This is a genomic window from Rhodococcus gannanensis, assembly GCF_042681175.1.
Classification (GTDB): domain Bacteria; phylum Actinomycetota; class Actinomycetes; order Mycobacteriales; family Mycobacteriaceae; genus Rhodococcus_G; species Rhodococcus_G gannanensis.
In genome coordinates this window covers 222,073-248,123 of record NZ_JBHUFB010000012.1, presented here as the reverse complement: position 1 = coordinate 248,123, position 26,051 = coordinate 222,073, and the positions used below count along the sequence as shown (strand labels likewise).

The 26,051-nt window shown below is 71.0% G+C and carries 25 protein-coding genes and 1 pseudogene; 11 read left to right on the top strand and 15 right to left on the bottom strand.

Features of this window, described 5'->3' with window-relative positions; all coding sequences use genetic code 11:
- Nucleotides 1–51 precede the first annotated feature (51 nt).
- The gene (locus ACFSJG_RS15930) at nucleotides 52–1,413 is read right to left on the bottom strand and encodes an MFS transporter (RefSeq protein ID WP_378486447.1); all 1,362 of its coding nucleotides are present in this window, start codon (nucleotides 1,411–1,413) and stop codon (nucleotides 52–54) included.
- A 214-nt stretch (nucleotides 1,414–1,627) separates the two neighbouring features.
- On the opposite strand from ACFSJG_RS15930, the gene ACFSJG_RS15925 reads away from it, so the two are divergent.
- Nucleotides 1,628–2,005: a PPOX class F420-dependent oxidoreductase gene (locus ACFSJG_RS15925; RefSeq protein ID WP_378486205.1), complete on the top strand. Its 378-nt coding sequence runs from the start codon at nucleotides 1,628–1,630 to the stop codon at nucleotides 2,003–2,005.
- Between the two features lie 19 nt (nucleotides 2,006–2,024).
- Here ACFSJG_RS15925 and ACFSJG_RS15920 read toward each other — a convergent pair whose 3' ends face one another.
- The 5 genes from ACFSJG_RS15920 to ACFSJG_RS15900 form a co-directional block, all read right to left on the bottom strand.
- The gene (locus tag ACFSJG_RS15920) at nucleotides 2,025–3,011 is read right to left on the bottom strand and encodes a hypothetical protein (RefSeq protein ID WP_378486204.1); all 987 of its coding nucleotides are present in this window, start codon (nucleotides 3,009–3,011) and stop codon (nucleotides 2,025–2,027) included.
- A 189-nt stretch (nucleotides 3,012–3,200) separates the two neighbouring features.
- A complete protein-coding gene (locus tag ACFSJG_RS15915; protein ID WP_378486203.1) occupies nucleotides 3,201–4,049 on the bottom strand; it encodes a hypothetical protein in 849 nt (282 codons plus the stop codon).
- A 119-nt stretch (nucleotides 4,050–4,168) separates the two neighbouring features.
- On the bottom strand, nucleotides 4,169–4,549 hold the full coding sequence (locus tag ACFSJG_RS15910; protein WP_378486202.1) for an RNA-binding S4 domain-containing protein: 381 nt from the start codon (nucleotides 4,547–4,549) through the stop codon (nucleotides 4,169–4,171).
- Nucleotides 4,550–4,558: 9 nt separating this feature from the next.
- The gene (locus tag ACFSJG_RS15905) at nucleotides 4,559–5,992 is read right to left on the bottom strand and encodes a lipase maturation factor family protein (RefSeq protein ID WP_378486201.1); all 1,434 of its coding nucleotides are present in this window, start codon (nucleotides 5,990–5,992) and stop codon (nucleotides 4,559–4,561) included.
- A gap of 175 nt (nucleotides 5,993–6,167) precedes the next feature.
- Nucleotides 6,168–6,917, bottom strand: coding sequence for an alpha/beta hydrolase family protein (locus ACFSJG_RS15900; protein ID WP_378486200.1), 750 nt, complete (start codon nucleotides 6,915–6,917; stop codon nucleotides 6,168–6,170).
- Between the two features lie 250 nt (nucleotides 6,918–7,167).
- Here ACFSJG_RS15900 and ACFSJG_RS15895 point away from each other — a divergent pair, with 250 nt between their 5' ends.
- Complete coding sequence (locus ACFSJG_RS15895; protein WP_378486199.1) at nucleotides 7,168–7,512, top strand: hypothetical protein; 345 nt, start codon at nucleotides 7,168–7,170, stop codon at nucleotides 7,510–7,512.
- A gap of 4 nt (nucleotides 7,513–7,516) precedes the next feature.
- Here ACFSJG_RS15895 and ACFSJG_RS15890 read toward each other — a convergent pair whose 3' ends face one another.
- The 8 genes from ACFSJG_RS15890 to ACFSJG_RS15855 form a co-directional block, all read right to left on the bottom strand.
- A complete protein-coding gene (locus tag ACFSJG_RS15890) occupies nucleotides 7,517–7,906 on the bottom strand; it encodes a YchJ family protein (protein ID WP_378486198.1) in 390 nt (129 codons plus the stop codon).
- Nucleotides 7,903–9,267 (bottom strand): metallopeptidase TldD-related protein, encoded by a 1,365-nt coding sequence (locus ACFSJG_RS15885; protein ID WP_378486197.1) that lies wholly within the window; start codon nucleotides 9,265–9,267, stop codon nucleotides 7,903–7,905. Before ACFSJG_RS15885 ends, ACFSJG_RS15890 begins: the two co-directional genes overlap by 4 nt.
- A complete protein-coding gene (locus tag ACFSJG_RS15880; protein WP_378486196.1) occupies nucleotides 9,264–10,784 on the bottom strand; it encodes a TldD/PmbA family protein in 1,521 nt (506 codons plus the stop codon). The genes ACFSJG_RS15885 and ACFSJG_RS15880 overlap by 4 nt, the downstream gene beginning before the upstream one ends.
- A gap of 20 nt (nucleotides 10,785–10,804) precedes the next feature.
- A complete protein-coding gene (locus ACFSJG_RS15875; RefSeq protein ID WP_378486195.1) occupies nucleotides 10,805–11,572 on the bottom strand; it encodes a TSUP family transporter in 768 nt (255 codons plus the stop codon).
- Nucleotides 11,573–11,629: 57 nt separating this feature from the next.
- Nucleotides 11,630–12,961 carry a sensor histidine kinase gene (locus tag ACFSJG_RS15870; RefSeq protein WP_378486194.1) on the bottom strand — a complete coding sequence of 444 codons (1,332 nt, stop codon included), beginning with the start codon at nucleotides 12,959–12,961 and terminating at the stop codon, nucleotides 11,630–11,632.
- Nucleotides 12,958–13,653, bottom strand: a complete 696-nt coding sequence (locus ACFSJG_RS15865) for a response regulator transcription factor (protein WP_378486193.1) — start codon at nucleotides 13,651–13,653, stop codon at nucleotides 12,958–12,960. Before ACFSJG_RS15865 ends, ACFSJG_RS15870 begins: the two co-directional genes overlap by 4 nt.
- 37 nt (nucleotides 13,654–13,690) lie before the next feature.
- Nucleotides 13,691–13,987, bottom strand: a complete 297-nt coding sequence (locus tag ACFSJG_RS15860) for a hypothetical protein (protein WP_378486192.1) — start codon at nucleotides 13,985–13,987, stop codon at nucleotides 13,691–13,693.
- 136 nt (nucleotides 13,988–14,123) lie between these two features.
- Nucleotides 14,124–15,278, bottom strand: a complete 1,155-nt coding sequence (locus ACFSJG_RS15855; RefSeq protein ID WP_378486191.1) for a site-specific integrase — start codon at nucleotides 15,276–15,278, stop codon at nucleotides 14,124–14,126.
- 116 nt (nucleotides 15,279–15,394) lie between these two features.
- On the opposite strand from ACFSJG_RS15855, the gene ACFSJG_RS15850 reads away from it, so the two are divergent.
- The 7 genes from ACFSJG_RS15850 to ACFSJG_RS15820 all read left to right on the top strand — a co-directional run bounded on the left by ACFSJG_RS15850 (nucleotide 15,395) and on the right by ACFSJG_RS15820 (nucleotide 22,960).
- Nucleotides 15,395–16,447, top strand: coding sequence for a coiled-coil domain-containing protein (locus ACFSJG_RS15850; RefSeq protein WP_378486190.1), 1,053 nt, complete (start codon nucleotides 15,395–15,397; stop codon nucleotides 16,445–16,447).
- Nucleotides 16,448–16,570: 123 nt separating this feature from the next.
- Nucleotides 16,571–17,083, top strand: coding sequence for a peptide-methionine (S)-S-oxide reductase MsrA (gene msrA / locus ACFSJG_RS15845; protein WP_378486189.1), 513 nt, complete (start codon nucleotides 16,571–16,573; stop codon nucleotides 17,081–17,083).
- A 34-nt stretch (nucleotides 17,084–17,117) separates the two neighbouring features.
- Nucleotides 17,118–18,323 carry a GNAT family N-acetyltransferase gene (locus ACFSJG_RS15840; protein ID WP_378486188.1) on the top strand — a complete coding sequence of 402 codons (1,206 nt, stop codon included), beginning with the start codon at nucleotides 17,118–17,120 and terminating at the stop codon, nucleotides 18,321–18,323.
- Between the two features lie 77 nt (nucleotides 18,324–18,400).
- Nucleotides 18,401–18,955, top strand: coding sequence for an FxsA family protein (locus tag ACFSJG_RS15835; RefSeq protein WP_378486187.1), 555 nt, complete (start codon nucleotides 18,401–18,403; stop codon nucleotides 18,953–18,955).
- A gap of 6 nt (nucleotides 18,956–18,961) precedes the next feature.
- Nucleotides 18,962–20,539, top strand: a complete 1,578-nt coding sequence (locus ACFSJG_RS15830) for an amidohydrolase (protein WP_378486186.1) — start codon at nucleotides 18,962–18,964, stop codon at nucleotides 20,537–20,539.
- 10 nt (nucleotides 20,540–20,549) lie between these two features.
- Nucleotides 20,550–22,187 (top strand): apolipoprotein N-acyltransferase, encoded by a 1,638-nt coding sequence (gene lnt / locus ACFSJG_RS15825; RefSeq protein ID WP_378486185.1) that lies wholly within the window; start codon nucleotides 20,550–20,552, stop codon nucleotides 22,185–22,187.
- Nucleotides 22,184–22,960, top strand: coding sequence for a polyprenol monophosphomannose synthase (locus tag ACFSJG_RS15820; protein ID WP_378486184.1), 777 nt, complete (start codon nucleotides 22,184–22,186; stop codon nucleotides 22,958–22,960). The genes lnt and ACFSJG_RS15820 overlap by 4 nt, the downstream gene beginning before the upstream one ends.
- A 98-nt stretch (nucleotides 22,961–23,058) precedes the next feature.
- Here the strand turns inward: ACFSJG_RS15820 and ACFSJG_RS15815 are convergent, their stop codons facing one another.
- Complete coding sequence (locus tag ACFSJG_RS15815) at nucleotides 23,059–23,397, bottom strand: RNA polymerase-binding protein RbpA (protein WP_378486183.1); 339 nt, start codon at nucleotides 23,395–23,397, stop codon at nucleotides 23,059–23,061.
- A 161-nt stretch (nucleotides 23,398–23,558) separates the two neighbouring features.
- On the opposite strand from ACFSJG_RS15815, the gene ACFSJG_RS15810 reads away from it, so the two are divergent.
- Both ACFSJG_RS15810 and ACFSJG_RS15805 read left to right on the top strand, forming a co-directional pair.
- Nucleotides 23,559–23,891, top strand: a complete 333-nt coding sequence (locus ACFSJG_RS15810; RefSeq protein WP_378486182.1) for a hypothetical protein — start codon at nucleotides 23,559–23,561, stop codon at nucleotides 23,889–23,891.
- 219 nt (nucleotides 23,892–24,110) lie between these two features.
- Nucleotides 24,111–25,970: pseudogene (locus ACFSJG_RS15805) on the top strand (condensation domain-containing protein); the annotation flags it as partial.
- Nucleotides 25,971–26,051: the final 81 nt, after the last annotated feature.

The window sequence follows — 26,051 nt, the reverse complement described above, 5'->3', positions numbered from 1 at the left end:
GTGCAGTCGACCGCGTCGACTGCACCGACCCCGTGCTGCGGCCTCGAGCCGTCAGGAGCGGGCGGCGCCCCGCGGAATCAGTACCGTGAATCCGATCGCCGCGAGCGACGTCAGGGTGAGCATCGCCACGACCGCGTTCAGTCCGGCGATCGTGTTCAGGCCGGTGGCCAGCGCAGAGTTCGCGAGCAGCATCGTCGCGATCGAGACACCGATCCCGCTGCCACCGGTCCGCACCACCGCGTTGGCGCCGGTGGCCTCGCTGGTGGCGTGCTCGGGCACCGCTTCCACGAGCAGGTTCGGCATCGCCGTGTACGCGAACGCCGTCGCGACCGACACTGTGACCACCATGACCATCATCCCGGCGACGGAATCGTGGGTGAGCAGGAGCAGCGCGTTGCCGATCAGGAACAGGACGCTGCCGATCAGCATCGACACACGCGCCCCGACCGCCGCCGCGATCCGGCCGCTGATCGGGGTGCAGACGAAGCCGAACATGGACCCGGCGAACGACAGCCAGCCCGCGTTCGTCGGGGTCAGTCCGAGACCGAACGGCGCACTGGTGGGGGACTGCAGGACGATCGGGATGATCATCGTGGTCACGCCGATCGGCCCGATCGAGATCGCGAACGTCGCGAGCATCGTCAGCGCGAACTTGCGGTCCCGGAACTGGAGGATGTTCACGATCGGGGACGTCGTGCGCAGCTCCCACAGCACCCAGAGCACCAGGACGACGAGGCCGCCGCCGACCAGTCCGAGTGTGGCCGGGTCACTCCACCCCCACGTGGTGGACTTGTTGACGCCCAACAGGACCGCGGCGATCGCCGGGACGAACGCCACGGCACCGACGTAGTCGACGTGCTCCCGCACCCCGGTCGGGGGGCGCCACGGAAGGACGAACGCCACGAGGAGGACGGCGCCGAGCGCGTACACGGCGGCGACGACGAAGATCATGTGCCAGCTGGCGTGGTCGAGCATCACACCGGCGACGAGCAGTGATGCGGAGCCGGCGGCGACCGCGGAACCCGAGATCACCGCAACCGCGACCGGCACCCGCGCCGCGGGCAGGTGCTCGCGTGCCAGTCCGATGCAGAGCGGCAGGATCGCTCCGGCGACGCCCTGAATCGCGCGACCGACGATGATGCTGCCGATGCTGTCACCGACCGCGCTGACGACGGAGCCGACAGCGGCCGCCAGGAGCAGCACGATCAGCACCCGCTCGCGCCCGTACATGTCCCCGAGCCGACCGCAGACGGCGGCGGACGCCGCTGCCACCAGCAGGAACGCGGTGACGGCCCACCCGACGGTGGCGGCGTTGCTGTCGAACTCGGCGATGAACGTCGGGATGGCGGCGTACACCATCGACGTCTCGAAGGCGCTGATGATCTCGACGGCGACCAGGACGGCGATGATCACCCACGCCGGTCGGCGGCGGTTGTACCGGCCCTGTCTGCGGGTGTCGCCCTCGTCGATCCGATTGTGCTCTGTCGTTGTCACGTATAACGCCTGTCCTGCTCGACCCGAAATGTGTGCACGTGACAGCCGTCACGCCGGGTCGACGGTACGGAGCGCGGAATCGCGCCCATCGGCACGTCCCGGTCACCGGGACCGTTGCCCGTAGGCTGGTGCCATGACCGCATTCGACGAGGTTGCCGCCGCGAAATACGTTCTGCTGACAACCTTCCGCAAGGACGGGACACCCGTGCCGACCCCGCTGTGGGCCGCGGTGGAGGGCGATCGCCTGCTGATGTGGACGGTGACCGAGTCGTGGAAGGTCAAGCGGATCCGGCGCGATGCGCGGGTCACGGTGGCGCCGTGCGATGCCCGAGGGAAGGTGAAGGGGGACGCGGTCGAGGCTCGGGCCGAAATCCTCGATCTCGCAGGTAGCGATCGCGCACGCGACGCGATCGCGAAGCGCTACGGCGTTCTCGGGTGGCTGACGATGAAGGGCAGCCTGCTGCGCCGCGGACGGACCGGCACGGTCGGGTTGGCCATCAGCGCACCCTGACCGTGCCGGTCACGTCGACTCAGGACGCGAAGACCGAGCTCGTGGTGCCCTCGAGGCCGCTGTTGAACGCCGAGGACAGTGTGCCGGCGCCGCTGCTGCCGAAGGACCCGATCATGCCGTCGAGACCCATCGAGAACTCGAAGTAGACGTGCGGAACCCGGCCGGGCTCGGCGAGACGGGTCTGTCCACCGGCCGGGACCAGGTACGACCCGCCGCCACCGGCGGCGCCGTCGGCGCCACCGCCGCCACCGTAGTAGCCTGCGCCACCGGAACCGCCACTGCCGTCGCCTTCACCCCCGATGCCGAGAGTTCCGGGGGCACCCTCGCTGACCAGCTGAATGGTGCCGTCCTCGGCGACCCGCTGGATCTTGCCGCCCGCGCCGCCACCGTCGACGGTGCCGCCACGCCCACCCGCTCCGGCCCGGTTCATGCCGCCGTCGATGATGTCGCCGCCGGCGAGGTACAGCTGGGTCTGGTGCGCGACGTCGAGGTCGTCGAGCGCCTCGATCTGTCCTCCGGCCTGCGTGGTCACGCCGCTACCGCCGGATTCGGGAGCGTTGAGCCCGGCGTCGCCGCCGACACCTCCGGCAGCGGCACCGCCACCGCCGGGGGCGACGATGAGACGGGACGCGAGGCCGGCCGCCCGATCCTCGATCGATCGGGTCGAGACAGTCGACGCCCCGCCGCCGTTACCCACTCCGTCCACACCGACCCTGATGTACAGGAGGCTGCCCGGGGTGACGGGCAGATCGGTTTCGACGATGCCGCCGCGCCCGCCGGCCTGGCCGACGCCCACGCCCGGGCCACCGATCGCCGTGACGCGCATGCTCTTGACGCCGCGCGGAATCCGCAACGTCTGCTCGGTGGTGACTCCCTGGAATCCACAGGTCACAAGGTTCCCGGATTGTGCGCAACCGATGGCCATGTCGGCCGAGGCGGTCCCTGCACCGGCGGATACCGCGACCGCGGTCGCTGCCGTGACGCCGAACGCGGTGGCTGCGCTCACCGTCCGCTTCCACGAACGTGCCTGTGTTCGACGTCTGTCCATCAATGAAACCTCGCTCAGTCGCACTGTGCCAGGCGGCGGATGCCACCGGCGCAGGAAGCATGCCATGCCCGGCGCGTCGGAGTGACTGGTATCGGCGACTTTTCCCACTCCGACGGCCGGGATCACACCGCGACCCGTGACTCGGTGTCAGGAACCCGAGCTGCCGCTGCTCCCGGCGCTTCCGGAACTGCCGGAGCTCCCCGAACTGCCCGAGCTGCCGGCGTCGGTGCTTCCGGTTCCCAACACATAGCTCGACGTGAAGGACACGACGACACTGGCCCCGGCTCGGCTCGACGCCGGCTTCACGGTCCCGCCGGCCGGTACCAGCGACGATCCGCCGCCGCCGCCGGTCGTTCCGCCGCCACCGCCGTAGAGGCCACCGCCACCACCACCGCCGAGCGCGCTCGCACCTCCGACACCCAGCTGGCCGGGCTGCCCGCCGGGCCCACCTGCCCCGCCCGCGACCGCGGTTCCCGCGCCTCCGCCGCCTGCAGCCGGTGCCCCGGCGTCACCGCCCGCCCCGAAACCGGACCCGCCGCCGCCGCCCGCGACGATCAGGCGTCCGGTGAGCCCGTCGATGCCGTCCTCGATCGGGGCGGTGCTCACCGCCGAGTACCCGCCGCCTGCGGTCACACCGCTGCCGCCGCCGGCACCGACCACCACGTAGACCGTCGATCCGGGGGTCACGGGCACGTCGGCCTCGACGATCGCACCGCGACCGCCCTGCAACCCGGAACCGGCACCACCGCGGGCGACGACGTGCAGACTCGTGACGCCCGCGGGCACGTCGAGGAAGAACTCGTCGATGCCGACGTCGGAGTAGCTGCACGTCGTGAGCTGAATCGTCGACGAACATCCCAACTCGATCTGAGCGGACGCGCTTCCGGCGCCGGCCAATCCGCCACCGGCGCAGATCAATCCCGCCGTCGCCGCGAGTGCCGCGCCCCGGATTCCGTTCGCCGACGCAGATCGACTGCCGACCCGACCAACAACCACGTCACACCTCGTTCCTCGTGCCCGTGCCGGAGCGGTCGCGACCGGCGGCGGGAAGCATGACATGGACAAGGGGTTCAGGTGAGGCGAATTCGGGATGATGATCTGGCTGGTTCGGGCAACTAGTCCTCGTTGAAGCCGCGGAGTCGATCCAGTTCTCGCCGTTCACGTTTCGTCGGCCTACCGGAACCGCGTTCGCGCGTCGGCACCGACATCAGGACCTCACGCGGCGGCGGTGGTGGGGATTTGTCGATCAGGCACAGCGCCGCCTCGGGCGCACCGACCCGTTTGCGGATCAGCCGGGCGACGACGACGATCCGCTCACGCCCGTCGACACGGACCCGCACCTCGTCGTCGACGCGGAGCGCCTGCGCGGGTTTCGCGGACACCCCGTTCACCCGGACGTGACCCGCCCGGCACGCGGCCGCCGCCGCGGACCGGGTCTTGAACAGCCGCACCGACCAGACCCAGCTGTCGAGGCGCACACCCGAGGATTCCGACACGACCCCAGGCTACCGACGCCGCGACCCGGCCAGATTCACCGGACGCAGACACACCCCGAGCAGTTCCCGGTCCCACCACCGGCCGGTCGACCGCCGGGTGCGGCGGTCCGTGAAGCGGTACTCGAACAGCCGCGCGCGGACCCATTGCGGCGGGGCGTCGGGAAACGGGTTGTGCCGCAGCAGGGCCAGGGTGTCCCGGTCGTTCTCCAGGAGTCGGTGGACGAATCCGCCGAACCAGCGGTCGCCGTAGCCGGGGGAGATCGCCGCGAACCACATCAGCCAGTCCAGGCGCAGGTGATAGGGGGCGATCTGCCGCGGCCGCCGTACCGGATCGCCCGGCTTGCCGCGGAACTCGTAGGCGCGCCATTCGGTGTGGGGGCCGGGTTCGTCGTCGTCGGTGCCTTCCACGACGATCTCCGTGCGGATCCGGGTGACGGTGCCGAACGCCCCGTAGGTGTTCACCAGATGCCACCGGTTGAACGACGCGTTCATCAGCTGATGACTGCCGACCATGTTGCGCACCGGCCAGTAGCTGAGGACGACGACACCGGCGGCGACCACCCACGTCGTGACGGTGAACCACACCGGCGCCGCAGCGGGTTCCGTCGGCCGGACCGGCACGATCCGTTGCATCAGCGAGTCGGGCAGCACCGAGCAGGCCAGCACGATCGCCAGCCAGTTGAGCCAGGAGAAGTTGCCGCTGGCCACCAGCCAGAGTTGCGTCACGATCATTGCGACAGCGACCCACGTTGCCACCGGCTGCGGCGCGAACAGCAGGAACGGCAGCACCAGCTGCGTCACGTGGTTGCCCGCCGCCTCCATGCGGTGCAGCGGCCGCGGCAGGTGATGGAAGTACCAGCTCAGCGGGCCCGGCATCGGCTGTGTCTCGTGGTGGTAGTACAGGCAGGTCAGGCGCCGCCAGCACGGGTCGCCGCGGATCTTGATCAGGCCCGCCCCGAACTCGAGCCGGAACAGCAGCCAGCGCAGCAGAACCATGATCGTCAACGGCGCTGCGGTGTCCGTGTTGCCGAGGAAGACGGCGAGGAACCCGGCCTCGAGCAGCAACGACTCCCAGCCGAAGCCGTACCAGAGCTGACCGACGTTCACGATCGACAGGTAGAGCGCCCACATCACCAGCCACACCGCCATGCACAGCGGGAGCGGCAGTCGTGCGGTGATCCCGGCGACCGTCACCGCCGCGAGCGCGGCGCCCGCCCACGCCACGCCTGCGTAGAACCGGTCCGAGTAGTGCAGGTGGAAGATGCTCGGGGACCGCCGGAACGACGTTGCCTCCAGATACCGAGGGATCGGCAGCATGCCGTCCGACCCGAGCAGGGCACGGAACTGGCGGGCCGCTGCGACGAACGCGACGAGGTACAGGGCCGCGAGCCCCTCCGTGAAGAGCCACCGCCCGAGTTGTCCGACGTCGAACCAGTCCGTCATCCGTGATCACCCGAACACTTCGGAACCTACCCGCCCCGACCGAGGGTGTCGTCCCGCGGCTCGGTCGACTGCGCGTCGCAGCGGTTCGAGAGCCTCGACGAGGCAGGCGGGTGGATCCAGTTCCTCGGCCGGTGTCGGGCCCGTTGGTGACAGCGGGCCCCGACACGGCATCAGGTCAGCGAGACGACGGGCTCAGGTGTCGGGCGAAGAACCGGACCGAGTCGGCGCGCTCGTGGTCGGGTGCCGGGTGGATCCTGCCGGAGCGGGCGTGCAGGGACTTCTCGCCCGACGCGAAGGCGTCGAACAACGCCAGCGCGGCGCCGCGATCGAGATGCTCGTCGTCCCACGGGATGCGGTACTCGACCGGGACCGTGACCTGGCGGGCAGCGTCGAGCAGGGCATCGTTCACGAACACCGCGCCGAAGCCGACTGCACCGATCCGGGTATCGGCTGCCGTCAGCATCATCCCCGTCGCAACGCCCAGCATCATCCCACCGAAGCCGACCGGAACCGAGGAGTCGATCCCGGGCAGCGCCTGCAGAGCGTCCAGGGTCGACTGCCATTCGGGCACGGCCCGCTCGGCAATCGACACGGAGTGGTCGGCGACGATCGGGGCGATCGGCTCGCCCGCCGCCCGGGCCCGCTGGATCGCCTCGCCGCGCTGCCGGTCCGTGTCCGACCGTTCCCGGTCCCCGTGGCCGGGGGCGTCGATGGCGACGACGGTGAACCCGTGATCGATGACGCCGTGCAGGGCGGTCGCGACGAGCCCCGGGGCCCTCTTGTGCATGCCGCCCGAGTGTCCGAGGAGCAGTAGGGGAGCTCCGGCCGAACCGGACTCCGGTGACCAGAGAACGCCGGTGACGTCGTCCAGCAGGAATGTGCGCTCGACGACACCGTTCGACGATGTCTCGGAGGTGAAGTGCATGGTGTTGCCTTTCGGGAATGCCTACGATTTTCAGGCGCTCCCGGCGACAGCTACGTCGGTCGCCGATCCGTGAACACGAGGGGGAGCACCCACCTGGTTACTGCGTTCATGGGTCTCACCTCCTCGTGTGGTGTCACGGTCATCCGGAACGTATCAACCGCTACCGGTGCCCGTCGAGTGATTTTCCGTCCGGGCTCGGCCGACCGTCCGGTTCGGCAATCTCCGGTGGCGACCCGGTTACTGTCGGGGCGTGATCGCCATTGCGCGGCGTCGCCGATCCCAGCCACCGCCGGCCCGATTCATCCACGAGGCACTGACGGATCCGGACCGCGACCCGTCCCGACCCTGGTTGACCCTGCGACGCGACGAGCAGCGCCCGCGCATTCTCGAATCCGAGCCGCCGCATCTCGTCGTGTGGTGTTCCATCTGGCCGTGGCGACCCGACGCGCAGATCCGCTTCGACGTCGAGGACGGCATGCTCGAGTGGACGCTGTACGTCGACGAACCCGAACCCGACGGCGAAACGGTCGTCCGGATGCGCAAGCGGATCAACGAACTGATCAACGCGAACCTGCGGTTCACCTTCGGGCAGTGACGGGTCATCCCAGCGCGTCGACGTACAGCCACCGCCCGTGTTCGCGGACGAATCTGCTGTGCTCGTGCAGCGAGTCGCGGTCCCGCCCATACCGGTAGTGCGCGACGAACTCGACGGTCCCCGCCGATTCGAGGAGGCTGCCGCCGGTCCGGTGCAGGATGTCGAGGCGCATCCACCGCTGGTCGGGGTCGAGGTCGAGAGACGTCGGGCGCGTACTCGGATGCCAGGTACGTAGCAGGTAGTCGGCGTCACCCACCGCGAACGCCGCGTACCGCGAGCGCATGAGTGTCTCCGCGGTCGAGGCCTCCGCGGCACCGGAATGGAATCGGCCACAGCACGATCCGTAGGTTTCGCCGCTCAGGCACGGGCACCGGGAGTCGGAGTCCACGGTCACTGCGCCGCGCTCACCGACGACATGTGGAAGTCCGGGATCCGCAGCGGCGGCATCGCCGTACGGGTGAACCAGTCCTTCCATTCCCTCGGCAGGGTCTGTTCGGTGGCGCCGACCTCGGTGACCCGCCGCAGCAGGTCCAGGGGCGACTCGTTGAAGCGGAAGTTGTTGACCGCGGCGGTGACCCGGCCGTCCTCGACGAGATAGACGCCGTCCCGGGTCAGGCCGGTCAGCAGCAGCGTCGCCGGATCGACTTCTCGGATGTACCACAGCGTCGTCAGCAGCAGTCCCCGCTCGGTGCGGGCGACCATCTCGTCGATGCTCGCGTCGTCGCCGCCGGTGAGCAGCAGGTTGTCACCCGGCACCGCGACCGGGGCATCGAACTCCCGGGCCGCGTGTCGCGGATAGGCCAGCGAGTTGATCGTCCCGTCGCGGATCCAGTCGACGCGCTCCGCAGGAAGACCGTTGTCGAAGACCGACACGGATTCGCTGGACGCCGCCGTGGCGACGAACGGTGCGTACTCCAGGCCGGGGGAGTGCGGGTCGGAGAACAGCGTGAGCGGGAGGCCGGTGAGTTTCTCGCCGACCCGGGTGCCGCCGGCCCGTGAGAGGGCGGTGTGGCCCTCCTGCGCGCCGCGGCCCTCCATCGTCCACATCAGGTAGATCATCAGGTCCGCGACCGCCGACGGCGGCAGCAAGGTTTCGTACCGTCCGGCGGGCAGTGCCACGGTCCTTTCCGCCCAGTCCAGGCGGGTGCTCAACCGACCCAACAGATCCGGGACGTCCACGTCGGTGAAGTCGATCGTGCCTGCGCCGACCCACGCGGAGGCGTCGCCGCGTTTGCCGTTGATCTCGACCGACCCGGTCGGCTGGGTGAACCGCCGCCGCAGCCCGCTGCTCGTGCCGAGCCAGGTGCTGTGCTGCTGGTGGTGCGCGAAACCGTAGAGACGGTCGGTGCCCTCGAACCCACCCGACAGGGCGTCGGCGATGCCGGCGAACACCTCCACCCCGGTCTCGACGGGCCCGTCGGACCACCCGGCGTCCGCGCCGGACGTCGGCTCGATCAGCGGCATCGCGTCGTCGGCGGGGCGGGCTGTGCGGGCGGCGTCCTCCGCGGCGCGCACCACCCCGGCGATCGCGTCGGGGTCGACGCTCGACGACGTCACCGACCCGACACGCGCCCCGTCGCCGTCGCGGACGACAGCGACGACGGTCCAGCTGCGCGACCGCGAGTCCCCGTTGGTGGTCATCGAGTTACCGGCCCACCGCAGCGACGTCTCGGCGGCGTCGGTGACGACGACCATGGCCTCGTCGACGGTGACGAGCGCGAGGGCCCGCTCGATCAGCTCCTGCGCGGGAATCACTGGCCGCCCTCCGTTCGGGTGTTGAGCACGTTGACGCCGCGGAAGAGGGCGGACGGGCAACCGTGGCTGACCGCGGCGACCTGCCCGGGTTGGGCCTTGCCGCAGTTGAACGCACCGCCGAGCCGCCGCGTCGACGGACCACCGACCGCCTCCATCGACCCCCAGAAGTCCGTGGTCGTGGCCTGGTAGGCGACGTCGCGGAGCTGGCCGTCGAGCTTCCCGTCGCGGATGCGGAAGAACCGCTGTCCGGTGAACTGGAAGTTGTACCGCTGCATGTCGATCGACCAGCTCTTGTCGCCGACGATGTAGATGCCGTCCTCGACACGGGAGATCAGGTCGGCGGTGCTCGTGTCGGCAACCGGATCCGGTTGCAGCGACACGTTCGCCATCCGCTGGATCGGGACGTGGTGCGGGGAGTCCGCGTACGAGCAGCCGTTGGAGCGGTCCAGCCCGAGTCGGGGCGCGAACACCCGGTCGAGCTGATAGCCGACGAGGATCCCGTCGCGGACGAGGTCCCAGCGTTGGGCGGCGACGCCGTCGTCGTCCCAGCCGGTGCTGGCGAGTCCGTGCACCTCGGTCCGGTCGGCGGTCACGTGCATGATCGGTGTGCCGTACCTCAGCGTGCCGAGCTGGTCCGGGGTCGCGAACGAGGTGCCCGCGTACGCGGCCTCGTATCCGATGGCCCGGTCGTATTCGGTGGCGTGGCCGATGGATTCGTGGATCGTGAGCCACAGGTTGGTCGGGTCGATCACCAGGTCGGTGGGGCCCGCCTCCACGGACGGTGCCTTCGCCTTCTCCGCCAGCCACTCGGGGATCCGGGCGAGCTCGTCGTCCCAGTCCCAGCCGCAACCGTCACCGGTCAGGTATTCCCAGCCGCGGCCGACTGGCGGCGCGAGGGTCCGCATCGTCTCGAAGCTGCCTGCGGCGGCGTCGACGGCGGTGGCCTCCAGTTCCGGATGCAGCCGGACCCGCTGCTGGACGATCCGCGAGCCGGCGAGGTCGGCGTAGAAGGTCTGCTCCTTGACCTGCAGCACGCTCGCGGTGACATGGTCGACGCCGTCCACCGTGGACAGCCGGCCGGAGTACTCCGCAAGAAGCCCGACCTTGTCCGCTGTCGGGACGACGAACGGGTCGATCCCGTACTCGGACACCCACACCGCGTCGGGATGGACGGGTTCGGCGGCGAGTTCGACCGGGTCCCGGTTCAGGGACCGCAGCGCGCGGGCGACCTCGACAGCGCGGGCCGCCGTCCGTGCCGCGGACTCGGCGGTCAGCTCGGCGTGCGAGGCGAAACCCCAGGTGCCGTCGACGATCACGCGGACCGCCAACCCCAGTTCGTCGCCGTCGACGACGGCCTGCACCTGGCCGTCGCGCAACCGGATCGACTGCGTGCGGAGGCGGTGCACACGCAGGTCCGCGTGTCCGGCACCCGCGGCGAGGGCCGCGGTCAGTGCGGCATCGGCGAGTGCCGTCAGCGGCAGCGCGAGGAAGTCCGGATCGACGTCGTGTGTACCCACCCGGCAAACCTAACGAACTCTCATCCGAACTGCTGCCAGCCGAGGCGGATCACCATGACGACGACCACGACGAGCAGGACGACGCGGATGAAGCCGGCGCCCTTCGCGAGTGCCATCCGGGCCCCGACGACCGAGCCGGCGACGTTGCACACGGCCATCGCCAATCCGAGGGCCCACCACACGTTTCCGGTCGCCGCGAAGAAGGCGAGGGCGCCGATGTTCGAGCCCAGGTTGATGACCTTCGCCATCGCGGCGCTGCGGACGAACTCGGTGCCCAGCATCACCGCGAACGTGATGATGAGGAAGGTGCCGGTGCCGGGCCCGAACAGGCCGTCGTAGAAGCCGAGCGCCCCGCCTGCGACGAGGACGGTCGTGACCACCTTGAGCCGAGACGGCCGGTGCGTGGCGAGCGTCGTCCCGATGGTGGGCCGCAGCGTGACGAACGCGGCGACCGCGACGAGCAGAACCATGATTATCGGGACGAACAGGTCCTTGTCGATCAGGGACACGACGGCCGCGCCCGCCGCCGAACACACCGCCGCCAGCACTGCCGCCGGAGCCATCAGCCGCCATTCGAGGCGGACCTTCCGCGAGAACGTCACGACCGCCGCGGCAGTGCCGTTGACGGCCGTCAACTTGTTGGTGGCCAACGCTTCCTGCGGTGTCATCTGCGGCATCGTCAGCAGGATCACTGGCAGCAGGATCAGGCCGCCACCGCCGACGACGGCGTCGACCCAGCCCGCCGCGAGCGCGGCGGTCATCAGGACACCCCAGTCCGCCCAACCCATCGGCCAACCCAATCACAGCCCCCGCCGCGAAGCGGGACCCGCTCCGCACCGGCCCCGTCAGGCCGGTGTGCGGGGGAGCCTCAGCACCAACCGGACACCGCCGAGCGGGCTGTCCTCGAACCAGGCGGTGCCCCCGTGCAGCTGCGCCTGCTGACGGATCAGGGCCAGCCCCAGCCCCGATCCGTCCGGGGCGGCGCCGGCGCCACGCCGGAATCGCTCGAACAGTGCCTCACGCTCGGCGGCGGGAACGCCGGTGCCGTCGTCGGTCACCGCGACGTACACCGCCTCGCGACCGTCACGGGCACCGATCTCGATCACCGTCGCCCCGCCGTGCCGGACCGCGTTGGAGACGGCGTTGTCCACCGCCAGACGCAGCCCGGCGGGTAGCCCGACGACCGTCAGCGTCGGTGGTACGTCGAGCCGGATGTCGACCGCGGTGTGAGTGCGGGTCGCGTCCTGCGCAGCGCGGTCCAGCAGTTCCGCGAGATCGACCGGCACGAAATCGGAGTCGGCGGTCAGGTCGCCCGCGGCGAGCCGTTCCAGCGCGCCGAGCGTGGCCTCCGCCCGCCGTTGCGCGCGCAACGTGTCGGCCAGTACCTCGGCGCGGGTCGACGGGGGCAGGTCCATCGTCGTCGCGACCTCGAGATTCGTGCGCATCGCGGTCAACGGGGTCCGCAGCTCGTGGGCGGAGGCCGCCGCGAAGTCGCGCGCCGTCTCCAGCGCCGACGCCGTGCGGGCCCGCTCATCCGCGTTGGCGTCGAGCAGTTGGCGGAGTGCCCCGGCGAGTTCGACGGCTTCCTGCGCCCCGGACACCTCCGGCGGCGGCGCACCGGGGTCCACGCCGAGCCGTCGGGTCTGGTCCGTGAGTTTGCGCAGCGGCGCGATCGCGACCCGTGCGAAGAGCCACCCCAACCCTGCCGCCACCAGAACCGCCACGGCACCGGCGAACACCGTCCACCGGTGCAGCCCGGTGATCGTCGACTCGGCAGGTTCGGTGGGTGCGCCGACCGAGAGGGTCGCGCCGAGCCCGCTGATCACCTCGACCGTCCGCACCCGATAGTCGGTCCCGTCCACGGTCGTGTCGCTCCAGCCCGCCGACGCCTGGGGCAGTGTCGCGTCGGTCGTCGACACCACCACCCCGCCCGCTCGGAGGGTGCCCGCGTACCCCGGCGGCAGCGGCAGCGGTCCCTGCAGGACCCGCAGACTGGTCAGGTTCGCCGCCGTCACCTCGGTCACCGAATCGAGCTTCGCGTCGAGCTGCGACGTGACCTGACGGTCGATGCCGACCCAGACGACCGCACCGATCAGCAGCACGACCAGCGCAGTACCGAATGCCGCCGCCGCGGTCACCCGCAGCCGCAGCGAGACAGGTCCCCGACGCGTGCTCATCCTTCTCTCAGGACGAAGCCGACGCCACGCACGGTGTGCACCACCCGGGGTGCGCCGTCGATCTCGAGCTTGCGCCGCAGGTAGCTGACGAACACGTCCACCACGTTCGTCTCGGTCTCGAAGTCGTAGCCCCACACCGTTTCGAGGAGGTTCTGGCGGGTGAGGACGATCCCGCGGTTCTCGGCCAGCACTGCGAGCAGGTCGAACTCCCGCTTGGTCAGGTGCACCGCCGCACCGCCGACGTCGACCCGGCGGCCCCGCAGGTCGACGGTGACCGGCCCGACGCGAACGGTCCCGCCGTCGTGTCCGGGGGTGGGGGCGGGCCGACGTCGCAGCAGGGCGTGGACCCGCGCGACCAGTTCCCCGAACTCGTACGGCTTCACCATGTAGTCGTCCGCACCGGCCTCGAGGCCCGCGATCCGGTCGCCGACCGCGCTGCGGGCGCTGAGCACGCACACCGGGACGTCGTTGTTCGTCGCGCGCAGCGCGGTGACCACGCCCACCCCGTCGAGAACGGGCAGATTCAGGTCGAGCACGATCAGGTCCGGGTCGTGCTCGTCGACCGCTCGGAGCGCGGCGGCGCCGTCCATCGCGGTGAGGACCGCGAAGTCGGACAGTTCGAGGCCGCGCCGCAGCGCGGTCAGGACGTCCGCGTCGTCCTCGACGATCAGCACCTTGGGGACGGCAACCACGTCCTCATCTTGCAGCGCCACGCCCGCGCGCGCCCGGTTATGCGGCAACGGCCACCGGCCGGGCGTTCAGCAGGGACTCCACCGCGTCGGCCCACTCCTGGAAGTCGTCCGTCCACTGCTCCGCCGGTTCCGTGGCGTAGACCTGGACGTCGAGGTCGTCGGCTGTGGCGCCGGGCAGGACGGACGCGATCCATCCGTGGCCGGGTTCGGTGACGAGCACCTCGAGACAGGGCCCGCGGTCCGCGACGATCGCGGCCAGCCCGCGGCTGCGCACCTCGGTGGTCGTGGCGGTGATGCACCGCCGATTTCGGCTCGCCTCGAGAATGTTCGACATGACGCCTCCCGGCCTCCAAACATCGTGTTCTTCAAGGAAGTTCGCTTCCCCAGAACCTGTGACACAAGGCTAGGTACGGAAGATGGGGGTTCGATTGCGGCCGAGTGAGAACTCTGTGAGAGTCCCGGCCGGTGTGTCAGAGGCCGAGCGCGGTGACCGCGTTGCCGTGCAGGCCGGCGTGCTGGCGGGAGTAGAGGGCGATCATCCGCTGATCCGTGTGCCCGCTCTGCGTCATGATCTGCTCCGCGCTGGCGGCGTTGCGGACCGCCTGGGTGACGAACCCCGCCCGCAGGCTGTGCCCGCCGAGCATCGCCACGAACTCCTCGGCGTACCCGGACTGCCGGGCGCGGCGCTGGATCATCGACGCGATCGCCTGCCCCGACAGCGGCGCCTCGCCCAGGCTGCCGGTGCGGTGCACGCTGCGGAACAGCGGTCGCGGCGTGGTGGCCGGGGCGGCCGTGAGGCCGCGGCAGCGGTGCTCGGTGTGGGCGTCCGACTCGGCGAGCCGCGCGGCGACGGCCTCGCGTCCGCCGCCGTCCCAGGCGTCGACGACCTCGCGCCACCGGCGGTAGGCGCAGACCGGGCAGGTCACGGGTGACGAACCGTAGGGGAGTGTGACCGTGCGGCCGGCGGCGGCCTGGTCGGTCTTCGACCGCCGGATCGTCACGTACAGACCGTCGGCGCGGTGTGGCCGGACATCGGAGACGAGCAGTCCGGACAGTTCCGACCGGCGCATCGCGCCGGTCAGCCCGACCAGCAGCAGGGCGGAGTCGCGGCGTTCGGCGGCCCGCTCCGGCCAGGTCTCCGCCCCCGCGCGCATGGTTTCGACGAGGATCCGCACGTCGTCGGTGAGCAGCGGTTCGCGGCGGGCGGGTGGGGTGGCGCGGGTGCGGGCGATACCGCGCAGGATCTCCCGGACCGCGGGCGCCTGACCGGGTTTCGGGTGCCCGGCGAGCGAGTGGATGGTGTTGATCGACGCCACCCACCGGGTCATCGTCGCCGGCGCGTAGGCGGGCCTGCCGTCCGGGCGGACCTCGGCCGACTTCTCGGTCAGGAACCAGCCGACGAGTTCCGGGGTCGCGGGGAGCGACGGCTGCCCGACCCGATCGCACCAGCGGCCGAAGATCGTCCAGTCGCTGATCTGAGCCGCGCGCGTGTTCTCGGGGACCGCGGCGCGCCGCAACCGGTTCATCGCCTCCGCGACATGCTGAGGCACGGGCGTCGCCGCGGCGACGGCCGCGGGACCAGGGGTCGCCGGGGCGCGTTCCGGGGCCGGAATCAGCTCGCTCACCCGTCGAATCTAACTCACCATAAGTGGGAATTATGACGATCAGGATTGCCCATTACATTTCAGGCCGTGTAACGTTACATTGAACGTAACGATACAAAACAGCAAAAGGCGGGGACATGACCGTGCAAACCGACTCGAACGACGCCGACGCGCCGTCCGACGACACCCGGCCGCGCCCCGGACGACCCCGCAAGTACGCCAGCGACGCCGACCGGGTCCGCGCGTTCCGGGCCAGGCAGAAGGCCCGTGAGCAGCAGGGCGACATCGACGCCGTCGAGACCGCCACCCCGAGCGAGGTGGTCGGCACCCTCGAACGCACGCTCACCGACCTGCGGACGGTCACCGGCACCGCCGTCGACCAGTTCACGCTCGCGGCCCGGCAGATCGCCGCCGCCGTCGACCGGCTCACCGACCCGGCCGCCCTCGACGGCGCACTGCACCGCGCGAACGTCGAACTCGCCCAGGCCAAGGCCGCCTACGAGACCGAACTGGCGGACCTGCGCACCAAGCACGACGCCGCCCTCGACGACCGCGCCAACGCGGACGCCGCCGTCCGGGCCGTCGACGCGGAACTCGAGGCCGCCCTGCGCTCCCATTCGGAGGAGATCGACCGGCTCACCGCCGAGCACCGGGCCACCGTCGAGGACCTCGACCGCTCGCACCGGACGCGGCTCGCCGAGACCGCCGACCAGGTCTCGGCGCTGGAGGCCGATCGCGACTCGCGGCTGGCCGCGGCGGCCGCCGAGATCGACGCGCTGCGCACTCAGCTGCGCGAGTCCGAGAACCGAACGGAGGCCGCGCGCAGCCGCGCCGCCGTCGCCGAGTCCGCGACGGAGGCCGCCGGCCGGCGCGCCGTCGAGGAGGCCGACACCGCGGCCCGGCACCTCGCGCACGTCACCGCGGTGTCCGAACAGCGGATCGCGGACCTGCGGTCGGCGGGGGAGAGCGCCGCGGCCACCGCCGCCGACACCGTCACCCGGCTCGAACGGTCCGTCGAGCACGAACGCGGCGCCGCCGCCGAACTCCGGCAGCGGGTCGACGCACTCCGCGACGAGCTCGAACGGTCGCGTATAGAGGAGGGGCGGGCCCGCACCGCCGCGGACGCGCTCCGTGATCAACTGGCCGAACTGCGGGCGGCACCGCCGCAACCGGCCACCGAGCCGGGGTGACGGGAACATCTGGACACGCGGTGCGGTTGCTGCGAGCGGGTGTCGGGAGGGCCGGTGACCGGACCACCCGATGTCGCCGTTCACATCTGTTCGGGAACGTCAGTTCAGGAAGGAATGAAGGGCATGGCCGACACACGCAGGGCGATCCTCGCGGGCGGATGCTTCTGGGGCATGGAGGACCTGATCCGCAAGCAGCCGGGTGTGGTGTCCACACGCGTCGGATACACCGGCGGGCAGAACGATCACCCCACGTACCGCAACCATCCGGGTCACGCCGAGGCGGTCGAGATCGTCTACGACCCCGCTCAGACCGACTACCGGGCACTGCTGGAGTTCTTCTTCCAGATCCACGATCCGACGACGGTGGACCGGCAGGGCAACGACGTCGGGACGTCGTACCGTTCGGCGATCTTCCACCTCGACGACGAGCAGAAGCAGGTCGCCGTGGACACCATCGCCGACGTCGACGCGTCGGGGCTGTGGCCGGGCACGGTGGTCACCGAGGTGACCCCGGCGAGCACGTTCTGGGACGCGGAGCCCGAGCACCAGAACTACCTGCAGCGGTACCCGAACGGGTACACGTGCCACTTCCCGCGCCCGGGCTGGAAGCTGCCGAACAGTCGGGCGACCAGCTGAGCGACGCCCCGGCATGCCTGGAAGCATGGGCGTCATGAGCGACGTTCGGATCCTGCGCGCCGAGGCGGACCTGCTCCGCGCCTACGACATCTTCCGCACCGCGATGGTGGGGTTGCCGCATCTCGGTGCCCCCACCGTCGGGGAGATCGTCGAGTTGTTCGAACCGGGCCGCACCCTGGGTGCGTTCGTCGACGGGACGATGGTCGGCACCGCCGACAGCACCGGCGGGGAGATCACCCTCCCCGGCGGCGCCCGCGTCCCGCACGCGGCCGTCACCCATATCGGTGTCGTCCCGACCCACACCCGCCGCGGGATCCTGCGGGCACTGGTCGGCGCCCAGCTGCGTGCCGCCCGCGACAGCGGCGACGTGATCGCAACGCTGCGCGCCTCCGAGGCCACCATCTACGAGCGGTTCGGCTACGGCATAGCGGGCAGCTCGGCGTCCTGGGAGGTGTCGACGCGGCGCGCCCGGCTGCGGACGCGGTCTGATCGTCCGGTCCGGCTCGTCGACGTCGACTCCGCGCTGTGCGCGCGGATCCACGCCGCCGCCGCATCGGATCGGCCCGGCAGCATCGACCGGTCGCCGCAGTGGTGGGCGTTCGGGCGCCGGCGCCAGCAGGTGTCCACGGCGCACCCCGGATACCTGGCGGTGTGCGGGGCACCCGGCAGCGAGATCGGGTACGTCCGGTACCGGCCCGCGAACCCGGACACCTGGTTCGGCGCGGACCAGCGGACCGTGATCGTCGAGGACCTCGTGGCAGCCGATGCCGACACCACCGTGGCGCTGCTGCAGTTCCTGCTGAGCCTCGACCTCGTGGATCGGTTCGTGTTCGCGGCGTTGCCGGTCGACTCGGCGCTGCCGTGGCTGCTCACCGACCACCGCGCCGCCCGGGTGCTGTCCGTGCAGGACGAGACGTGGCTGCGGGTCCTCGACGTGCCGCGGGCCCTGGCCGCCCGCACCTACCGCGGCAGTGGGTCGGTCGTCCTCGGCGTCGAGGATCAGCTGCTCCCGGAGAACAGCGCCCGGTACCGGATCACCCCCGGCGGGGCCGTCCGCACCGACGACGCCGCGCAGATCGAACTCGACGTGTCCGCGCTCGGGTCCGTGCTGCTCGGCGGGGTGCGGTGGCATCAGCTCGCCGACAGCGGCCGGGTCCGGGTTCTCGACGACGCCGCGCCGGACGCGGCGGAGGACCTGTTCTGGTGGCCGCGGGCGGCGTTCGCGGGATTCACCTTCTGACAGCCGTCACACTGGCGCGGGAGAAAATCGGGCATCCCGGTCGTTGACAGGGCAGAGCACCGATCGAAAGGACCGACATGATTCCCGCACTGTTCGTGCTGTACCTCGTGGTGGAGATCGCGGCGGTGGTGTGGCTCGGCAGCGCCATCGGCGTCGGCTGGACCGTCCTGCTGTTCCTCGCCACCTGGGCGGTCGGCCTGTGGCTGATGCGGTCCCAGTTCCGGCGGGTGTTCGAGCAGCTGCAGCGCGCGGGTGAGGGTCGCGGGTCGATCGGTGGGGCCGTCGCGGACGGCGCCCTCGTCACCACCGGCACCGTCCTGCTGCTCGTGCCGGGCCTCGTCACGGGCGTGCTCGGACTGCTGATGCTCGCGCCGCCCACCCGGATGCTGCTCCGCCCGCTGGCGGTCCTCGTCGCCGGCCGACGGATGGCGGTGGTGTCCGCGACCGGAGCCGCCGGAGCCGGGGCGTACGCCCGCAGCCGCGCCACCGTCGTCGACGGTGTGGTCGTCGAGGACGTTCTCGTCGACGACGCCCCGCAGCGGCCGATGTGGGGTGGACCACAGGCGATCGAGGGCGAGATCGTCCTTCCCGATCCCGGTGCGCACCGCACCGACGGCGGGCGGGCAGACTGAAGCCCCGTGAGCACCCAACTGTTGGTCGGCGGCAGGATCTACAGCCCGGCGGCACCGGACGCGACTTCGATGGCGATCACCGACGGCACCGTCGTCTGGGTGGGTGAGGACCGGCCCGGCCGCGCCCTGCACCCGGACGCCGAGATCATCGATCTCGACGGCGCGTTCGTCGGACCCGGCTTCGTCGACACCCACGTCCACACCACCGCCCTCGGACTCACCCTGACCGGTCTCGACGTTGCCGGCGCCCGGTCGCTGCGTGAATGCCTCGACCTGGTCCGCGCGTATGCCGCCACCCACGACGACGCGGTCGTGTGGGGGCAGGGCTGGGACGAGACCGGCTGGCCCGACGCCGACCGCGGACCCACCACCACCGAACTCGAAGAGGCGGCACCCGGCCGGGCGGTGTACCTCGCGCGGATCGACGCGCACTCCGCCGCCTGCTCCACCCCGCTGCGCGCGCGGGCCGGCCTGCCGGGCGACGAGCCCGTCACCGCCGACGACCATCACCGGATCCGGGCCGCCGCCCGCGACCTGCTCACCGCCGAGCAGCGGGCCCGGGCCCGGGCCGCCGCGCTCGACCGCGCCGCCGCCCATGGTGTCGTCGCCGTCCACGAATGCTCCGGCCCCGACATCGCGGGCCGCACCGACCTCGCCGAACTGCTCGCCACCGAGCACGGCGTGCAGGTCCGCGCGTTCTGGGGTCAGGCGGTCACCGACCCCGACGAAGCCACCGCTCTGCTCGCCGACACCGGCGCCCACGCACTCGGCGGCGACCTGTTCGTCGACGGATCGATCGGCTCACGCACCGCGTGGCTGTCGGAGCCGTACGCGGACCGCCCGCACACCGGCACCCGTCACCTCGACGCCGACGCGGTCGCCGCGCACCTGAGGGCCTGCACCGTCGTCGGCGTCCAGGCCGGGTTCCACGTCATCGGCGACGCCGCCGTCACCGCGGCCGTCGCAGGGTTCGAGCGGGTCGTCGCGGAACTCGGCGGTCCCGCGGTTGCCGCCTGCGGGCACCGGCTCGAGCACGTCGAGATGATCGACGCCGACCAGTCCGCGAAGCTCGCCGCCTGGGGAGTCGTCGCGAGCGTGCAGCCCGGATTCGACGCCCTCTGGGGCGGACCCGACGGCATGTACGCCCGCGCCCTCGGCGCCGAGCGGGCGCTGGCGATGAATCCGTTCGCGGCGATGGCCTCGGCGGGTGTCTCCCTCGCGATCGGCTCCGACGCACCCGTCACCCCGCTGAGTCCGTGGGACAGCCTCCGCGCCGCCGCGCACCACCGCACCGACGGCAGCGGCATCTCGCCCCGCGCCGCGTACGCGGCCGCCACCCGCGGCGCCTGGCGTGCGGGCGGGGTCCGCGACGGCCTGGCCGGCACCCTCGTCCCCGGCGCGCCCGCCTCCTACGCGGTGTGGGACGCCGGTGACCTCGTCGTCACCGCCGCTCAGGACACCGTGCAGCGCTGGTCGACGGATCCGCGGTCGCGGGTGCCCGCGATGCCGCGGCTCGACGACGACGCCCCCAATCCGGTGTGCCTGCGCACGGTGCACCGGGGCGTCACAATCCATGAGCGCTGAACGCGCGGGCATGAGCGCTGACGCCGACACCCGGGGCGCACGGGTGCTGCGCGTCCTGGGCAGGTCGGGGACAGCCCTCGTGGCCGGGTTGCTGCTGTTCGCGAGCTTCCCGCCCCGACCGCTGTGGTTCCTCGCGCCCGTCGGCATCGCGCTGCTGGTCCTGGTTCTCACCGACCGCGGCCGCGGACCGCGACGGCTGCGCGCCGGGTTCGGGTACGGCTACCTCGCCGGTCTCGGATTCCTGCTGCCGCTGCTGCCGTGGGTGGGCGAGTACGTCGGTCCGGTGCCGTGGCTCGCGCTGTCCGGCGTCGAGGCGCTGTTCGTCGGCCTTTTCGGACTGGTTGCGGTCGCGGTGGCGCGGCTGAGTTTCGCGTCGCTGTGGATCGCCTGCGTGTGGTCGCTGACGGAGTGGCTGCGCTCGATCGTCCCGTTCGGCGGGTTCCCCTGGGGTCGGCTCGCCTTCGGTCAGAGCGAGGGGGTGCTGCTGCCGCTCGCGAGTGTCGGCGGCGCGCCACTGGTCAGTTTCGCCGTCGCGCTCGCCGGCACCGGTCTGGCGGCGCTGGTGGTCGCCGTGCTCGGCACGCGTCGCCCGTCCCGTCGCTGGATCGCGCCCGCCGCGACGGTGGCGGTCCTGCCGGTGCTCGGTGTGGCGCTCGCCCCGACGATCCCGGGCGCGGACGATGCCGAGAACGGCACCGTCACGGTCGCCGCCATCCAGGGCGGGGTGCCGCGACTCGGTCTCGACTTCAACGCGCAGCGGCGCGCCGTCCTCGACAATCACGTCCGGCAGACCCTCGAGCTCGCCACCGACGTCGACGCCGGTGTCACCCCGCAACCCGATCTGGTGATCTGGCCGGAGAACGCGTCCGACATCGACCCGTTCCGCAACCCCGACGCCGCCGCGTCGATCACCGCGGCCGCCCGCGCCGTCGACGCCCCGATCCTCGTCGGAACGGTCCTGGTGCGCGCGGACGGCCGCACCACCAACACCGTCGTCGTGTGGGACCCGGACAGCGGCCCCGGCGACGAGCACGACAAGAAGATCATCCAGCCGTTCGGCGAGTACCTGCCGTACCGCGACTTCTTCCGTCACTTCTCCGAGTACGCCGACCGCGCCGGGAACTTCTCTCCCGGATCCGGGGACGGAGTCGTGCGCGCGGCGGGCATCCCCGTCGGCGTCGCGACCTGCTACGAGGTCGCCTTCGACCGGGCCCTCACGGAGGCCGTCCGCGCCGGCGCGGAACTGATCGCGGTACCGACGAACAACGCCACCTTCGGCGACACCGAGATGACGTACCAGCAGCTCGCGATGTCGCGGCTGCGGGCCGTCGAGCACGGCCGGGCCGTCGTGGTGGCCGCCACGTCGGGAGTCAGCGCGATCGTCGCTCCCGACGGAACCGTGTCCGATTCGTCCGTACTTTTCGAGCCCACCACGCTGGTGGCGCAGGTTCCGCTTCGAACCTCCACTACGCTGGCTACTCGGCTCGGTTCGATTCCGGAGTTTGCTCTGGCCGCCGCAGCCGCCCTGGCCCTGATCGCCGCAGCCCTGCAGACCGCAGTACGGCGACGTCGGCCGGCCGTGCCCTCAACTGAGGGCGCGGATGTTCACGGAACGGACCAGCCTCGGCTGGGGGAGAGGATCGAATGAGCGCGGGTAAGCCGAGCGGGGACAAGCCGAGCTCCAGCACGCTGGTCATCATTCCGACGTACAACGAGAGCGAGAACATCGCGCTGATCATCGGGCGCCTGCACGCGGCCGTGCCCGGCGCGCACGTGCTCGTCGCCGACGACGGCAGCCCCGACGGGACCGGCGACATCGCCGACAAGCTCGCCGCCGACGACGCCGCCGGACGCATCCACGTCATGCACCGCACCGAGAAGAACGGGCTCGGTGCCGCCTACATCGCCGGATTCCAGTGGGCGCTCGAACGCGACTACCAGGTCGTCGTGGAGATGGACGCTGACGGCAGCCACGCGCCGGAGCAGCTGCACCGCCTGCTCGACCGGATCGACGCGGGTGCCGACGTCGTCGCCGGGTCGCGGTACGTGCCCGGTGGCAGCGTCGTCAACTGGCCGCGGCGCCGGGAGATCCTCTCCCGGGGCGGCAACATCTACTCGCAGCTGGCGCTCGGGGTGAAGATCAAGGACATCACCGGCGGCTACCGCGCCTACCGGCGCGTCGTCCTCGAAACCCTCGATCTCGGCGCCATCGAGTCCGCCGGCTACTGCTTCCAGATCGACATGGGCTGGCGGGCGCTGCAGGCCGGGTTCACCATGGTCGAGGTGCCCATCACCTTCACCGAACGCGAGTTCGGCGAGTCCAAGATGTCCGGCAACATCATCACCGAGGCGTTCACGAAGGTCCTCGGCTGGGGCATGGCAAACCGCTGGCGCAAGCTCAAGGGCCTGGTCGGCAAGTAACTGACACCACGAGGAAGGGCCCCGGAGATTCGATCTCCGGGGCCCTTCCTCGTGGTACGTGTTCTGTGCGCCGCCGGTCTGATAGTGCGGCGGCTCCGCTACGCTCCGCGCCGCTTGGTCTTGAGCAGATCCAGACGCTCCTTCAGCAGCTCCTCGAGCTCCTCGACGGAGCGACGCTCGAGCAGCATGTCCCAGTGGGTGCGCGGCGGCTTGACCTTCTTCACCTCGGGTGCCGCGCCCTCGAGCAGGGTCCCCTCGAGGCCGTTCTTGCACAGCCACGTGCCGGGGATCTCGGCGTCGTCCGCGAACGGGACGTCGAACTCCTCGCCGTTGTCGCAGCGGTAGCGGGCGATCCGCCGGGGCGCGAGGTCGTGGTCACGGTCCGTCTCGTAGCTCACCGCTCCGAGGCGGCTCCCTCGAAGTACGCGATCTGCCATGGTGGTGGTGTCCTCTCCTCAGCCGTTCTCACTGATCTCAACGTCACGGATCCGGGGATCGTTCCCGCACGCAGCGCAAAGTCACACAGATTCTACCGGGTGGCCGGACCCGCCCGTGACCCGTCGGTCGACGGGGCGGGCATCCACGTATCGTGGGTCCGGTGACAGGCCCCGCGCGCAGACAGCAATCGTGCGTGTGGTGTGGCCGCGAGGTCGCGGACGTCGGCGTGGGCCGGCGCAGACGCTACTGCAAACAGAGCTGCCGGCAACGCGCGTACGAGCAGCGCTCGGCCGTCAAGGGCACGACGATCGCCGCGGATTCCACGATCCTCACCGCCGCGGAGGCCGAGGCGGCGATGGACCGCATGTTCGAGGTGCGGTGCGCCGCCGAGGACGTCGCGACCGCCGTCACCGAGGGCGCCGAACCCGCCGAGATCGCGGAACTGTGCGCGTCGCTGGTCCGATTGGCGCGAGACGCCGAACGGTTGCGCTGACCACCGATTAAGCACCAAACGGCGCTCTGACGAGCGAATTTCGTGCCCCGTACGAGTTTTCTGGCCGGTGGCCGACGACGTAACGCAAGACCGCCGGGTCTCGACAAAGCCACAGACCGACAAATAAAGAGACGGCGGGCAACAGCGACTACTAGTCTGGGAACACAGCTCACGACACGCCGCGATCGCACCGTAACTGTCCCTTGCGTGAGGATTACGATGAAGGATTCTTCCTCTGTAGATCCCGGCCGAGGCGCCTCACAGACGCGGGATCCACAGCCAGGCCGACCAGACCCCACACCGAGCAGCCCCGCCGAGGGCAGACCGGACGCCGACTCCTCAGCCGCGCACGCGGCGACCGGAGCGTTTCCACTGTCCGCCGTCCAGCGGACGATGTGGTTCTCCCAGCAGCTCAACCCGACCGTCCCGACGTTCATCGCCCAGTACGTCGAACTGCACGGCGACATCGACATTCCCCTGCTGCGGGAGGCCGCGCTGACCGCGGCACACGAGTTCCAGTCGCCCTTCCTCACCCTGGTCGAGCTCGACGGCGAGCCGCGGCAGATCGTCGACCCGTCCATCGACACCAGCATCGGATTCTTCGACTTCCGGGGCGAACGCGACCCGATGGCCGCCGCGCACGCCTGGATCGACACCGACTACGTCACGCCGATCCGCATCACCCGGGACCGGCTCGTCGAGATGACCATCCTCCAGGTCGGTGATCGAGACTACCTGTGGTACACCCGAATTCATCATGTCGCGCTCGACGGCTACAGCGGCATGACGATGGTGAACCGGATCGCGGCGCTGTACACGGCGGCAGCGAAGGGTGTCGAGCCGGAACCGAGTCGGGCACTGGATCTTCGGCGCGTGTACGACCTGGACGTCAAGTACCGCGAGTCGAGCAGGTTCGTCGCGGATCGGGAATACTGGGCCGAGCACATCCGCGGCATCGAGTCCGGGTCCACCCTCGCCGAACGCGAGGGTCCCGTCGCTGCCCGCAGCAGGCTCGAGAGCGCCGCCCTCTCCCAGACCACACTGGATCGCCTCGCCGGCTCCGACGACCTGTTCGGGGGCACGTCCGCCGCCGTGCTCATCGCCGGTTTCGCCTGCTATCTCTCGCGCATGACCGGTCGCCGCGACGTGCTGGTGAACCTGCCGGTGTCCGCCCGCACCACCGCGCCGCTGCAACGCTCCGGCGGCATGCTCGTCAACGTTGCGCCGCTGAAGATCACCGTCGACGCCGACGACACCGTCGGATCGCTGGTGCAGCGCGTGCAACTGGAACTGATGGGAGCGCTGCGGCACCAGCGGTGCAGCATCGAGGACATCCGCCGCGACGCGGGACTGATCGGCGCCCGGCAGGGGCTGGCCGGGCCGATGGTCAACGTGATGCTGTTCCGGCAGGAGATCACCCTGGGCTCGGTGGTCGGCGAGTACCACATCGTCACCTCCGGGCCCGTACAGGACCTCCTGGTCAACATCTACCAAAGCGGTTCCCCGCCAAAGACGCTCGTGGACTTCCGCGGCAACCCGAACCGTTACGGCGCGGAGGGCCTGCGCGAGCACCACCGGCGGTGCGTCGCGCTCGTCGAGGAATTCGTCGCCGCCGCACCGGACACCCGAGTCGCCTCGGTGCACGCCGAATCCGCGGCGATCGGCGCCCGGCGACTGCAGACCGCCACCGACCTGGACCACTGGCAGGCCGAGCTGGCCGGAATGCCCGCCGCACCCACGCTGCCCGGCGCCCGGCCCGAGGCGCGGCAACCCGGCTACACCACAACCGAATTCGTCCTCGACACGGTCGTGACGAGTGGTGTCCTGCGCCTGGCCACCCGGCTCGGCGTGGACGTCGTGACGATCCTGCACACGGCGCTCGCGGTGCTCGTCGGCCGCCTCACCGGCGCGGACGATCTCGCGGTCGCCACCGAGGTCTCCCGGCCGCCGTACAGCGCCGACAAGCCCCCGGACGGTGACGCCGCACCGACCCCGCCCGAGCCGCTTCCCATCCGCTCACGCCTCGATCCCGCCAGCCCCTTCGCCGAGCAGGTCCGCCGCACCGCCGACAGCGTGCGCCGCGCCGCCGAGCACGCCGCGACACCACTGTCGCGCCTCGCCGCGACACTCGACCTTCCCGCTCCGGCCGTCGCCGTCACC